This window comes from Halomicrococcus gelatinilyticus, assembly GCA_024227995.1.
GTDB classification, from domain to species: domain Archaea; phylum Halobacteriota; class Halobacteria; order Halobacteriales; family Haladaptataceae; genus Halomicrococcus; species Halomicrococcus gelatinilyticus.
In genome coordinates, this window is sequence record CP100465.1 from 1284600 (window position 1) to 1297274 (window position 12675).

Here is a 12675-nt window from a genome sequence, read left to right on the forward strand (position 1 = left end):
GTCACCGGCGGCGGTGACGGGGACCAACCTACAAGGACCCGGACGCTGTACGGCGTGCATGGTCTCGGGGGGAGGGAACCGGAGCGTAGCGGTCGCAGTGGCACTGGTGTGTTGTCTGTGGGCGGTCGCGCCGCCCGCCGCGGCGCAGTCGAGCGGCGCGCAGTCGGACGGCGTCGAGAGCCCGTGCGTGGGGACGATGGAGCAGCCCGCGAACGGGACGACCGTCGTCGCCGTCCAGGGGTACAACACGAGCGGCAAACAGCCGGCGATGCTGGTCGGCGTCGGCCCGCGCGGCGCCGTGCGCTGGGTCCACCACAGCGCCGAGAAGCACGACGCGGTCTGGCAGTACGACGTCGATCCGATGGCGAACGGCAACGTCTTCGTCACCGCGGCGGTCCGGGGCAAGGACACGCTCGTCTACGAGTTCGACCCCGAGACCCAGGAGACGGTCTGGAGCGAGCGGTTCGACGCCCGCGACACCCACGACGCCGACCTCATCGACGACGGGTCGGCCGTCGTCGTCGCCAACATGCGCAACGCCGACCCGGCGAACGGCACCAACGACGACCGGGTGTTCGTCTACAACCGCACGCAGGAGGAGGTGACCTGGGAGTGGCGCTTCGCCGACCACTACCCGAAGGACGTCGGCGGCAACTTCAGCAATGACTGGACGCACGTCAACGACGTCGACCCGATGGGCAACGGCACCTTCCTCCTCTCGCCGCGCAACTTCGACCAGGTCATCGCCGTCGACCGCGCGACCGGCGAGATAACGATGCAGCTGGGAGCGGACGGCGACCACGACACGCTGCACGAGCAGCACAACCCGTCCTACCTCGAGAGCGAGAACGGCACGGCGACGCTGCTGGTGGCCGACAGCGACAACCACCGGATCGTCGAGTACGCACGCCGGAACGGGTCGTGGGAGCGGACGTGGACGCTCGGCTCCAGGCAGTCGCTGCACTGGCCGCGGGACGCCGACCGCCTGCAGAACGGCAACACGCTCGTCGCCGACACGAAGAACCAGCGGGTCGTCGAGGTGACGCCGACCGGCGAGGTCGTCTGGGAGGTGTACGCGCCCTGGCTCGTCTACGACGCCGCGCGGCTCCCCCAGGTCGACGAGAGCAGTGGGCCGACCGTCGCCGACCAGAACGCGACGGGCCGATACGACCTGACCGGAAGCGCGAACCTGCACGCGAACGAGAGCCGCCTCGCGGCGTGTCACGCGCGCCTGATGGACGTAGAGGGGCTGACGGCCGCGGGACGGGCGGCGTACGGCGAGGGTGAGAAGCGAGAGGGAGACGCGAACGAGAGGCAGGACGGCTAGCGGGCCGACGTCCGAATCTACAGCTGGTACTGCTCGCCGTCGACGGCCAGCGGCTCCTCGAACGCCTCGTCGGCGGGGTAGAAGTGCGAGACGTGGACGAGGCGCACCTCGCGGGCGTCGAGTTCGTCCGCCAGCGCGAGCGCCCCCTCGCGGGTCATGTGCTTGGTGCCGAACGTGCGCGGGACGCCCTCGTCGTCGTGGTGGTCGCCGCCGACCGGGTGGGGGTCGGCCAGCGACGCCGGGACGATGGCGTCGGCGAGCAGCAGGTCGGCGTCGGCGAGCGCCGCCCGCGACGCCTCGGGGATGTCGTAGTTCGTGTCGCCCGTGAGCGCGAGCTTCGTCCCGTCGCGCTCGACGACGACGCCGTAGCAGAGCATCGGGGGATGTTCGACGGGGACGAGCGTCACGTCGAACCCGCAGGTGGAGAACGTCTCGTACGGTGCGTGGCCGTGGACCGTCAGCGGCCGGAGGTAGTCGTACTGGTCGCGAACCGAGTCGGCGACGCTCTCGCCGGTCACGGGGTCGACCTCGTTCGCGGCGTGGACCGCCAGCGAGTCGAGCAGGCGGTGGGCGTTGCCGAGGCCGTGGAGGTGGTCGAAGTGAACGTGCGTGGCGACGGCGGCGTCCGGCAGCGGCACGTCCTGTTCGAGGAACTGGTGGCGGAGGTCGGGGCTCAGGTCGACCAGCAGCGACTCGCCGGTGGCCTCGTTGCGGACGTGCACCGAGAAGCGGGTGCGCTCGACGCCGCGCTCGCGGGCCGCCGTGCACGTCTCGCAGTCACAGCGGGGCGTCGGCGTGCCGGTCGTGTCGCCGGTTCCGAGGAGTGTGACCTGCATCCGGTGGGGATTGCCGTTTCTGGTACAAGAGTCTCCCGCTGGCGTGCGGTGCGGTGGCGGATGGCACGGCCGGCGACCGCCGACGGCCCGCGAACGCCCGTCAGGTGGTCGTCGACCGCCCGACGGGCGAGTCGACGAGCCAGGTGACGCTCGCGCCGACGAGGAAGACGACGCCCAGCATCGCGACCGCCGCGGTCTCGGTCACGGCGTCGGCGACGACGCCCGCCGCGAGCACCATCGGGACGCGCAGGAGACGCCACAGCATCGAGAACGCGCTCAGCGTCGTCGCCCGCCCCGCGGAGCCGACGTGGTCGTTCAGGTGGCCGTTCACGATGGGCAACAGGAGCGCCTTCGACCCGCGGAGCGCGACGAACATCGGTAGCGCGGCGACGATGGCGAGTCGGGGGAGCACGAGCGTGACCGCCGTCACGGCGGGGACGACGAGGAGCGCACCCCAGAGGCCGAGCGCCGCCTCGACGTCGCCTGCAAAGTAGCTGGCGACGGCCGAGACGGCGGTGAACCCCGCGTAGAGGACTCCGAGGACGACGCCGAGCGGCAGGGAGTGGCCTGCGACCGTCGCGGACTCCAGGGTCGCCCGGAACAGTTCCTCGGTCACGGGCTGGATGTAGGCGTCGGCGGCGGTGGTGACCGCGAAGAAGAGGCCGACGTAGACCACGAAGGGACGGAGCGGACGCGCGGTGAACTGCCGGCGAACGAGCGGGAGCGTCTCCAGGAGGGTGATGTGCCCGTCCGCGTCGGCGTCCGCGTCGTCAGCGCCCGGGTCGCGGGTCGCGTCGTCGATACCGGGACCGTCGGCCGGGTCGCCAGCGCTCCGGTCGTCGTTCGCACGTCGCCGGGTCGACGGGAGCGTGAACAGGACGGCGAGGCCGAGGCCGTTGAGCGCGAGGGACGCGACGAACGGGTACCGCGGGTCGACGGCGTACAGCGCGCCGCCGCCGATCATCGTCGCGACGGAGGTCCAGCGCATGACCGACGCGCCGCGGCCGCGGACGCGGACGAAGTCGTCGGCGTCGAAGTGCTCGTCGAGGACCTCGTACAGCCAGGCGTCGGCGCTGCCGGAGGCGAACGCCAGCGCGAGCGCCCAGAGCACGTAGAAGAGCACGTACGGCCAGTACGACTGCGCGACGACGAATCCGGCCAGCGAGAGCACCGTGAAGACGACCGAGAGCGCGAGGCTCGTCCGGCGGCCGTACCGGTCGCCGACGTAGCCGGTCGGGACCTCGCCGAGGACGACGAGCGCCGCGCTCAACGCACTCAGCGTCCCGTACTGCGTGAACGAGACGTCGCGCAGCACGAACAGGGTGAAGATGGGGGAGATGAAGCCGACCGACCGCGTCGCCTGGAAGCAGTAGTACTTGCCGATGAGACGATCCGCCATGGGAGGTTCGTCACAGAGGACGGGAAAAAGGATTTCCTGAAGCGCCGTTATGTAGTCGTCCTGTCACCAGGGCGCAGGGGCCACGAAGGGTCGCTGGGTCGTCGGCGGACGTCGTGACTGCGCCGACGCGACGTCAGTGGTCGTGAGAGTGGCCGCCGTCGCCCGCGCCGCTGATGTCGCCGCCCGCGACCAGGGCGTCGTGGTCGCCCTCGATCATGTCGAGGTCCTTCAGGTTGTCGCGCTCCTCGAAGTTCTCGACGGCGCGCACCAGGTCGTCCTGCGTGAGGTCGGTGCGCTCCTCGGTGAGCGCGTCGAGGACCGCCTCGCGCAGCACCATCCGGAGGTCGCTGCCGGTGAGCCCCTCCGTGCGCTCGGCCAGCGCGTGCGGGTCGAAGTCCTCGATGTCCATCTCGCGGGTGATGACCCGGAGGATGTCCGCGCGCATCTGGTCGTCCGGCTTCGGGAAGTTGATGATCTCGTCGAACCGCCGCCACGCCGCGGCGTCGAGCTGGTCGGGGTGGTTGGTCGCGCCGATGAGGAGCACGTCGTCCTGGATGAGCGAGATGTCGTCGATGCTCTTCAGCAGCGTGTTGACCGCGCGCTTGATGGCGGCGTGCTCGTCGCTGCGGCGCGTCTTCGCGACGAAGTCGAACTCGTCCATGAAGAGGATGCACGGCGAGAGCCGCTTGGCCACCTCGAACACCTTCTCGACGTTCTTGGCCGTCTCGCCGAGGTACTGGCTCGTGATCATCGACAGCTTCACCTCGACGAACGGGAGGTCGAGGTCGTACCCCAGCGCCCGCGCGGTCGACGTCTTCCCCGTTCCGGGCGGCCCGACGAACAGGAGCTTGCCGATCTCGCGGAGGCCGATGTCGGCGAGGTACTCGCGGTGCTCGATGGCCTTCACTATCTTGTTGATCTCGGCCTCCTGGTTCTCGGTGAGGACGAGGTCGTCGAGCGTCATCTCGACCTCCTCGGGTGCGTGGATGTCGACGAGGTCGAGCATGTTCTCGCCGTCCTCCTCCTCGTCCTCCTCGCCGAAGTGCTCCTCCAGCAGGCTGTCGATCCACGCACGGTCGGCCTGTAGCGGTCGGTTGGCCTCACGCGCGGCCTCGTAGTCGACGTCCACCTCGGGACTGTCCTCGAAGGCGAACGCCAGCGTCGGGTTGGCCGCGACGCGGTCGGCGGCGCGGTCGAGGAACCACTGCTCCGCCATGTCCGGCTGGGTGAGTTCGAGGGTGCCGGAGAACTCGTCCCGGTCGGTGAACATCAGTTCCGAGACGGCGTCCCACGGCCGGTCGAGGTCGGTCGCCTCGCGGGCGGTCTCGACCGTCGCGCGGAGCGGCCGCTCGACCGACCCCTCGTGCCAGAACACCTGCCGTACCCACGGAGGCAGGTCGTTGGCGTCCAGTTCGTGGTGTTCGTCGTAGAGGTGCGTCGTGAGCAAGAACTCGATTACGTCCAGCGACCCGCTGCTCATTCTCCCGTGCTTTGATGCCACAGAAGCTTAAGCGCGTCGAACACTCCCTGTCGGAACGACGACGACGAAGTGTCGGATCGACTGGTAGCAGCGCGTACGACGCCCAGCGCGGCGGTCGACAGCGCGAACGCCCGCGACGCCTCAGGCGTACGCACTGGGGTCCGGCGCGTCCTCCGGGAGTTCGTCCTGGTCGACGAAGATGACGATGCTGCTGACGGTACAGCCGCTGTCGAAGCCGAACCGCTGGACGTCGTAGCGGACGTACCCCCCCATGTAGCGGTCGATGTCGCCGGCGACGTCCTCCTCACTGCTGCAGGTGCTGGCGTCGCCGAGCGCGACGACGATGGGCGGTTTGTCGTCGAGCATCCTGTCCAGGTCCTCCGTGCTCGCCACCTCCGCGTCGGCGGCCTCGAAGTACCACGCGAGCGGCAAGCGGGCGAACCAGCCGCCGCCGGCCGGCGGCACGTCGTGGTCGGACTCGTCCCGCGAGTTGAACTTCTCGCCGTAGAACAGCACGTCGGTCCCGTCGTTGCTCCGGGCGACGTGCTGGAGGTCGTCGAGCAGTGGCCCCATCTCCGTCGAGGACTGGGCGTACTGTACGAGGTCGTTGTCCGGACTCTGTGGGTTCTCGTAGGAGGTCGAGTACGCCGCCGTCCCGACCTGCGCCGCGACGAGCAACAGGAGGACCGCGGCGGCAGCGACGCTGATGCCGTCGTCGCGCTGGTAGCCCTCCCAGCCCCAGCGGAAGATCAGCGCGAGGCCGACGGCCGCAGGGATGGCGAGCGGGACGATGGTGTGGACGAGCGCCCACGCCGCCTTGATGTCCATGACGAGTGGGTAGCCGAGCAGGCTGGCGACGCCCCAGTAGAAGCTGAACGAGACGAGCGGCGTCGGCCGCTCGCCGGAGTAGCGGTCCACGAGGAAGCCGACCGCCGCGAGCACGACGAGCGCGAGTGCGGCGGTCCAGACGACCTCGAGGTCGTGCCGGAGGAACGGGAGGTAGGGGTGGCCCTGCTTGCTGCCCGCCCACTCGCCGACGAACTCGTGCCACGATCCGAGCGTCGCCTGCTCGACCACGGCGGCGAACATGAGGGCGTCGCCGTTCGAGAGCGCCTTCCAGAGCCCCGGGCCGGGGCCGGTCATCGAGCGCGGCGCGTAGAAGAACACGATGATGGCGAAGAACTCCAGGACGACGCCGACGCTGACGGCGATACGGCGTGCGTTCGCGACGACCAGCGTGGCCGCCCAGCGGACGACGGCGGTGACCGTCTCGACGACGTACTCGCCGGCCGAGAGGTCCTCGTCGAGCGGGAGCGCGGCGACCAGCGCGGCGTACGCGCCCGTCACCTCGGCCCACCGACGCCACGCCCAGTCGGGGACCGCCGCCGACAGGCCGTCGTTGCCGACGCGCCGCAGGAGCAGGCGGTGGTCGTACACCAGCACCGCCGCGCCGGCCCAGGCGACCGCGTACAGCAGGCCGTTCTCCTTCATCGTCAGACCGAGCGCGAACGCCGCGACGGCGGCGAAGAGGTACCGCACCTTCCAGGTGTCGTACGCGCGGACGGCGAAGCCGAGCGCGAACAGCATCGCCGCGCCGAGGAGCACGTCGTTGCGCATGAACCGCGAGTAGTACAGCAGGATGGGGTTCGTGGCGAGCAGCAGCGCCAGCGCGACCGTCTCGGAGTCGCGCAGTCGCTGGCGGAACAGCAGCGCGCTCAGCGGGAGGACGCCGCCCGCGAACGCGACGACGAACCGCATCGTGAAGTCGCTCGCACCGAACAGCGCGAAGAGGGTGGAGTTGACGTGGACGAGGAAGGGACCGTGAACGATGGGGCGGTACTCCCAGACGCCCGTCTCGACGTAGCGGGCGATCCAGTAGGCGACCCGCGCCTCGTCCTGGTGAGCGACGCGCGTTCCGAGGCCGACGAGTCGGATAGCGAGCGCGAACGCCGCGACGAGGACGACGAGCGGAACGGGGTTGGCGAACCGTTCGAGGAGTCCGGTCTCGTCGCTGGCGGCGTACGACGTCGACCGGGTCTGTGTGGCGTCGGAGCCTGACATTGGAGGGGTTACAGACGCTATGGACCGGCGCCGACCAAATAGTTTCTGAAGCGGGCTAGTTAGTGAACTTTCAAATCGTTTCTCGTTTACCGTCGTTCAACCCCAACTTAAGACCCCTGAGGTACAAAACCCGCCCATGGGTAGCGACACCGTACCGGTTATCGCAAGGGCAGTTCGAACCCCGCAAGGAAAGCAGGACGGCGTGTTCGCCGACACGCGCAGCGAGGACCTCTCGGTCCCGCTCGTCAACGACATCCTGGAGGAGACGGGCCTGACGGGCGAGCACATCGACGACCTGATGTGGGGCGTCGCCCAGCAGCGCGAGGAGCAGGACAACAACATCGCGCGCATCATCGCGCTCCTCTCGGACCTCGGCGAGGGCGTTCCCGGCGCGTCCATCAACCGCTGGTGTGCCTCCTCGATGCAGGCGATCATCAGCGCGAGCGACGCCATCCGGGCGGGGCAGCGCGACGCCATCATCGCGGGCGGCGTCGAGAACATGTCCCGCGTCCCGATGGAAGGGTCCTACAGCGGTCGCGGCTTCCACCCCGAACTCAACGAGCTGTACAACCTCCCCGAACTCCAGATGGGGATGACCGCCGAGAAGGTCGCCGAGGAGTACGAGGTCTCCCGCGAGGCTCAGGACGAGTACGCGCTCCGGAGCCACCAGCGCGCCGCCGAGGCGACGGAGTCCGGCAAGTTCGACGACCAGATCGTCCCCATCGAGACCGACGAGGGCCTCGTCGAGGAGGACGAGGGCATCCGCCCCGACACCAGCATGGAGGCGCTCCAGGGCCTGCCGAGCGTCTTCGTCGCGGACGGGTCCGTCACTCCGGGTAACTCCTCGCAGATCTCCGACGGCGCGGCCGCGACGCTCGTCACCAGCGAGGCGTTCGCCGAGGAGCACGGCCTCGACGTCATGGCCTACGTCGGCGACAACAACGTCGCGGGCGTCGACCCGACCGTGATGGGCATCGGTCCCGTCCCGGCGACGCGCGGCCTGCTCGAGCGCACCGGCGAGTCCATCGACGACTTCGACCTCGTCGAACTGAACGAGGCGTTCGCCAGCCAGACGGTGTACGCCCGCCGCGAGCTCGGCATCCCCGAGGAGAAGTTCAACGTCAACGGCGGTGCCATCGCCCTCGGCCACCCGCTCGGTGCCTCCGGCGCGCGACTGCCCGTGACGCTCATCCACGAGATGATCCGCCAGGACGCCGAGAAGGGCCTCGCCACGCTCTGCGTCGGCTTCGGCCAGGGCGCGGCCGTCACCTTCGAGCGGAAGTAACCCGCGCACCCGAACCGGATTTTTCTTCGCGAATCGACGGCGAGCGGTGCGACCAGGAGAACGGTTCACCCGTTCGTCGATGGAACAAAGCATTTACGTCGACGAATCGACGCGAGCGGATGAACCGCCGGTCGCAACGTCAATTGCCGGGCACAGCCCCGCGGTCGACCGATTCGCCGGAGCGACCGCGACCGCCGCCGGCGAGGCGCGACCAGAGCGCGACGACCAGGCTCGCCCACGCGACCGCGACGAGGGCGAAGCCGACGGTCGAAAGCGTTCCGGCGACCGCCTCGAACGGCGGCAGCGCGGCCAGCCAGAGGGCGAGCATGCCGAGGTTCGCGGCGGCGACGCCGACCCACGACGGCGCGTAGTCGGTCGACGCCACCCGGTCCGCGAGGTCGCCGTCGCGACCGTCGAACGCGGCGACGACGGCGGGCAGCATCGCCATCGCGAGCTGGAGCATCCACCCGAAGACGAGGCCGTGGATGGCAGCGCGCTCGATGGCCGCGGCAGGGAGGACGCCGGGCGCGAGCAGCACGACCGGCGCGAACGGGACGGGGACGAGGAGCCAGCCGTACGCGCCGACCACGTGCGCGACGCGCGTGCTGGCCGTCCGCTCGCCGTCGCGCACCGCGCCGACGAGCACCGACAGCAGTGCGGCGGTGCCGACGACGTAGGTCAGCAGGCCCGCGATGGTCAGCGCGTGGACGGCCAGCCACGGGCCGGCCACGAGGCCGGTTGCGCCCAGCGTCAGGCCGGCGACGGCGACGCGACGCCGGCGAGGACGGCGGCGATCGGTGCCGGCGAAGGCGGGTGCGAACTGGAGCAGCGTCGCGGCCACGACGAGGCCGAGGAAGCCCCAGACGTTGGCGTGGACGTGCGCCTCCAGCGAGCCGAAGTAGCCGCCCGGCCCGTGGAGGCCGAACAGCATCCCGAAGGCGGCGAGGATGCCGACGACGAGGAACCAGGGCGCGACGCGGTAGGCGCGGCCCAGCGTCCGACTCGCGCGGCGGGTCAGCCGCCGGACCTCGACGATGAGCAGGGCGAGCGCGCCGAGGACGAGCGTCGCCCCGGCGACCGCGACGACGGTCGCGCCGGTCACCATCCCGAGCAGCACGAGGACGTAGCCGACGTTCAGCGCGAGCCACTGCGCCCAGCGCGTCGGTGCATCTCCACCGACGGCTTCCTCGCGGTCGACCGCGCTCCCGACGAGCGCGGGGAGCGCGCCGAACAGCGCCTGCGTCATCGCGCCGATGGTCACGAGGTGGATGGTCACCCAGCGGAGGCGAGCGAACGGTTCGAGGACCCCCAGGTCGACGGCGACGACGCCGACGACGGCCAGGAGTCCGACGGTCAGGTACAGCCCCGCCATGAGGAAGAACGGGTCGGTGCGTGTCTTCATCGTGATTCGTCGTAGCGGCCTGCGCGGAGTAGCAGTTGCCCCGAACAGGTTCGCGACCAAACCGAACATGTTCGCAGCGGGCGGCGGCCGGTAGCGCAGGCGACGTCAGTCGTCCACGCGTTCGGGGAGGACGAGGAGGGCGGTGCTCTCGGTCTCGGCGAGCGGCGATACCTCGCGACGGCCGTCGAAGCGGACGACGTCGCCCGCCTGGACGTCGTGCGTCTCGTCGCCGACGTCGAGCGCGAACCGGCCGTCGAGGGCGACGAAGACGACGTGTCGGTCGGGATGGCTGTGCGGCGGTAGTCGCTGGTCGGCGTCGAGGTGGAGCCTGACCGTCCGCGGTTCGTCGAAGACGGTGGCGGCCGGTTCGTCGTCGAGGTCGGCGAGCGTGCTAACGTCGGTCGGTTGCATGGGTGCCAGTAGCCGCGGCGTCGCCGTCGCCGTTGCCCCGAACATGTTCGACGGGAGTTATTGGTGGTAGCGACCGAACAGGGAAGTACGGATGCCCACCGCGAAGCTACACATCACCTTGCCCGAGACGACGTGGATCCGGACGCTGTCGGAGTCGTATCCGGACGCCGAGTTCCGCGTCCTCGCCGCCCTGCCGGCCGACGACGACACCGGGGTCGGACTGGTCGAGGTGTCCGCGCCCGACCTGCCGGACGTCGTCGGCGAGATGGACGACGCCGAGGGGATACTGCGGCTCGAGCTGCTGGAGGCGTCCGCGGAGTCGGCGCTGGTCGAGTTCGAGACGACCGACCCGCTGCTCCTCCTGTCTGTGAGCGAGTCGGCGGTCCCGCTCGAACTGCCGCTGACGGTCCGGGACGGCGAGGCGGAACTGGAGGTCACCGCGTCGCGGGACAGCCTCTCGACGCTCGCGACCCAGCTGGAGGCGTTCGGGATGTCGTTCGACGTCGAGTACGTCCGCGAACTCAGCGACTCCGAACACCTGCTCACCGACCGCCAGCGGCGGCTCCTCGACGTGGCCGTCGAGGAGGGGTACTACGACTCGCCGCGGAACTGCACGCTCACGGAACTCGCCGAGGAGGTCGGCGTCGCGAAGTCGACCGCGAGCGAGACGCTCCACCGTGCCGAGGGCAAGATCATCAAGCAGTACGTCACCGGCGAGCGGTCGGCGTACGCGAACGGATAGAGAGGAGACGGCGTCAGTCGTCGGCGTGAACGGGGGTCAGTCGTCGGCGCTGACCGCGTCGGACCCGCCGGAGATGTTGCTCTCTGGAACCGTCCCGTCGTCGTTCCAGCCGCGAGCGGCGTAGTACTCGTCGAGGGCGTCCTCGAAGCCGGGCAGTTCGTAGGGAAGGTCGTCGGCCTCGCGGGCGATGCCGCGCTGGTTGTTGAAGTGCCGTTCGAGTTCCACGACGCGGTCGCCGACCGCGAGCAGGTCGTCGAAGTCGGCGCCGAACAGCATCTCGTAGCGGTCGGGACTCATGTAGTCCCGGGAGAACTTGCAGACGATGCCGGCGTCGTTGAGCGCCATCAGGTTCTCGCGCTCGACCAGTCGCTCGGGCTTGTCGTCGAAACCGGTGGGTTCCATCGCCTCCTCCTTGCCGACGAGCGGGTACTCGACGGAGTAGAAGGTCGCGTACATGTGGTCGGCGCCGCGGTTGGCGACGGCGTAGCTGAGGCCCTGTCCGTGGAGGACCCGGCCCTCGTGTGCGGCGAAGTCCATGCCCTTGACCGTCCAGTTCTCGACGCCGAGTTCCTCGTGAGCGCGGTCGATGCCCTCCGCGAGCAGGTCGCCGACGCCCTCGCGGTGGGCGATTTTCTCCACGAGGTCGAGGATGAGCTCCTCGTCGCCGAACTCGTCCTCGCTCGCGAGGTACGCCGACACCGTGTTGCCCGTCGAGATGGTGTCGAGGCCGTACCGGTCGCAGAGCTCGTTCGACTTCATCACGTCCACGATGTCGTCGATGCCGGCGTTCGACCCGAACGCCATCGCGGTCTCGAACTCCGGCCCCTCGGTCTCGACGCCCGCCGCCTCGTCCTTCGTCGGGAGCTTGCAGGCGAACGCGCAGGCCGAACAGGTCCCCTTCTTGTACTTTTTCTCCGCGACGGACTCGCCGTTGATGCCGTCCGCGCCCTCGAAGGACTGCTCTGAGAAGTAGTAGGACGGGAGGCCGTCGATCTCGTTGGCGAGGTCCATGACGGCGACCGTCCCCTGCTCTTTCATGATGTTGTCGTCCGTGGCCGCCTCGCGGTGGATCTCCATCTGGCCCGCGGGAATCTCGATGTCGGGCGCGGAGTCGCCCTCGAACGTGACCGCCTTGACGTTCTTCGCGCCGAGGACGGCACCCAGGCCGCCCCGCCCGAACGCCCGTTCCTCGGTCGTCATGATGGAGGCGAACCGAACCTGGTTCTCGCCGCCCGGCCCGATGCAGGCGACGTGTTCGGCGTCGAGCCCCCGTTCGTCGTCGATGTACTCGCAGGTCTCCGGCACCGTGGCCCCGGCCAGGTCCGGTACCGCCTCGAACTCGACGCCTTCGTCGGTCACGTGAACGACGACGAGGTCGTCGCTCTCACCGGCAATCTCGACGGCGGCGAAGCCCGTGTCGGCGAAGTTCCGGGACATGAACCCGCCGGCGTTCGACGACAGGAGCCCGCCGGTCAGCGGGGAGACGCCCGTGACGTTCATCCGCCCCGTGAAGCTCATCCGGGACGCCTGCATCGGCCCCGTCGTGAAGAAGAGGCTGTTGTCGGAGCCCAGCGGGTCGGCGTCGAACGGGATGCGGTCGTGAGCCAGTTTCGTACCGACGCCGCGACCGCCGATGAACGACGCGAGCACGTCGTCGACGTCGGTCGTGTGCGTCTCTCGTTCGCCCACGTCGACAGTTAGCAATGGGCCTTCGGCGTGAAGCATGGGCATG

Annotated in this window: 10 protein-coding genes; 3 read left to right on the forward strand and 7 right to left on the reverse strand. The window is 69.6% G+C overall.

All coding sequences use genetic code 11. The annotated features are described in order from the left end of the window. The first annotated feature begins 58 nt into the window (after positions 1-58). Positions 59-1327 (forward strand): aryl-sulfate sulfotransferase, encoded by a 1269-nt coding sequence (locus NKT36_RS06855; protein ID WP_327053213.1) that lies wholly within the window; start codon positions 59-61, stop codon positions 1325-1327. Positions 1328-1344: 17 nt separating this feature from the next. On the opposite strand, the gene NKT36_RS06860 is transcribed toward NKT36_RS06855, so the two are convergent. The 4 genes from NKT36_RS06860 to NKT36_RS06875 form a co-directional block, all read right to left on the reverse strand. Further along, positions 1345-2163, reverse strand: a complete 819-nt coding sequence (locus NKT36_RS06860; protein ID WP_327053214.1) for an MBL fold metallo-hydrolase — start codon at positions 2161-2163, stop codon at positions 1345-1347. A gap of 100 nt (positions 2164-2263) precedes the next feature. Then, positions 2264-3562 carry an MFS transporter gene (locus NKT36_RS06865; RefSeq protein WP_327053215.1) on the reverse strand — a complete coding sequence of 433 codons (1299 nt, stop codon included), beginning with the start codon at positions 3560-3562 and terminating at the stop codon, positions 2264-2266. A gap of 133 nt (positions 3563-3695) precedes the next feature. Continuing rightward, positions 3696-5042 (reverse strand): ATP-binding protein, encoded by a 1347-nt coding sequence (locus NKT36_RS06870; protein ID WP_327053216.1) that lies wholly within the window; start codon positions 5040-5042, stop codon positions 3696-3698. Between the two features lie 141 nt (positions 5043-5183). Then, entirely contained in the window at positions 5184-7103 is a 1920-nt protein-coding gene (locus NKT36_RS06875) for a flippase activity-associated protein Agl23 (RefSeq protein WP_327053217.1), read from the reverse strand. A gap of 136 nt (positions 7104-7239) precedes the next feature. Between NKT36_RS06875 and NKT36_RS06880 the strand changes: the two genes are divergently transcribed. Next, complete coding sequence (locus NKT36_RS06880) at positions 7240-8388, forward strand: thiolase family protein (protein ID WP_327053218.1); 1149 nt, start codon at positions 7240-7242, stop codon at positions 8386-8388. A 139-nt stretch (positions 8389-8527) separates the two neighbouring features. Here the strand turns inward: NKT36_RS06880 and NKT36_RS06885 are convergent, their stop codons facing one another. Both NKT36_RS06885 and NKT36_RS06890 read right to left on the reverse strand, forming a co-directional pair. After that, entirely contained in the window at positions 8528-9790 is a 1263-nt protein-coding gene (locus NKT36_RS06885) for a hypothetical protein (RefSeq protein WP_327053219.1), read from the reverse strand. 105 nt (positions 9791-9895) lie between these two features. Then, on the reverse strand, positions 9896-10201 hold the full coding sequence (locus NKT36_RS06890) for a cupin domain-containing protein (protein WP_327053220.1): 306 nt from the start codon (positions 10199-10201) through the stop codon (positions 9896-9898). A gap of 91 nt (positions 10202-10292) precedes the next feature. Between NKT36_RS06890 and NKT36_RS06895 the strand changes: the two genes are divergently transcribed. Beyond that, positions 10293-10943 (forward strand): helix-turn-helix domain-containing protein, encoded by a 651-nt coding sequence (locus NKT36_RS06895; RefSeq protein ID WP_327053221.1) that lies wholly within the window; start codon positions 10293-10295, stop codon positions 10941-10943. 36 nt (positions 10944-10979) lie between these two features. Here NKT36_RS06895 and NKT36_RS06900 read toward each other — a convergent pair whose 3' ends face one another. Further along, positions 10980-12668 carry an aldehyde ferredoxin oxidoreductase family protein gene (locus tag NKT36_RS06900; RefSeq protein WP_327053222.1) on the reverse strand — a complete coding sequence of 563 codons (1689 nt, stop codon included), beginning with the start codon at positions 12666-12668 and terminating at the stop codon, positions 10980-10982. Positions 12669-12675: the final 7 nt, after the last annotated feature.

What these genes read in the sequence shown, in the direction of transcription:
- NKT36_RS06875 (WP_327053217.1), bottom strand. Translation starts at nt 7,103, where the DNA reads ATGTCAGGCTCCGACGCCACACAGACCCGGTCGACGTCGTACGCCGCC.
- NKT36_RS06855 (WP_327053213.1), top strand. Translation starts at nt 59, where the DNA reads ATGGTCTCGGGGGGAGGGAACCGGAGCGTAGCGGTCGCAGTGGCACTG.
- NKT36_RS06870 (WP_327053216.1), bottom strand. Translation starts at nt 5,042, where the DNA reads ATGAGCAGCGGGTCGCTGGACGTAATCGAGTTCTTGCTCACGACGCAC.
- NKT36_RS06885 (WP_327053219.1), bottom strand. Translation starts at nt 9,790, where the DNA reads ATGAAGACACGCACCGACCCGTTCTTCCTCATGGCGGGGCTGTACCTG.
- NKT36_RS06900 (WP_327053222.1), bottom strand. Translation starts at nt 12,668, where the DNA reads ATGCTTCACGCCGAAGGCCCATTGCTAACTGTCGACGTGGGCGAACGA.
- NKT36_RS06895 (WP_327053221.1), top strand. Translation starts at nt 10,293, where the DNA reads ATGCCCACCGCGAAGCTACACATCACCTTGCCCGAGACGACGTGGATC.
- NKT36_RS06890 (WP_327053220.1), bottom strand. Translation starts at nt 10,201, where the DNA reads ATGCAACCGACCGACGTTAGCACGCTCGCCGACCTCGACGACGAACCG.
- NKT36_RS06860 (WP_327053214.1), bottom strand. Translation starts at nt 2,163, where the DNA reads ATGCAGGTCACACTCCTCGGAACCGGCGACACGACCGGCACGCCGACG.
- NKT36_RS06865 (WP_327053215.1), bottom strand. Translation starts at nt 3,562, where the DNA reads ATGGCGGATCGTCTCATCGGCAAGTACTACTGCTTCCAGGCGACGCGG.
- NKT36_RS06880 (WP_327053218.1), top strand. Translation starts at nt 7,240, where the DNA reads ATGGGTAGCGACACCGTACCGGTTATCGCAAGGGCAGTTCGAACCCCG.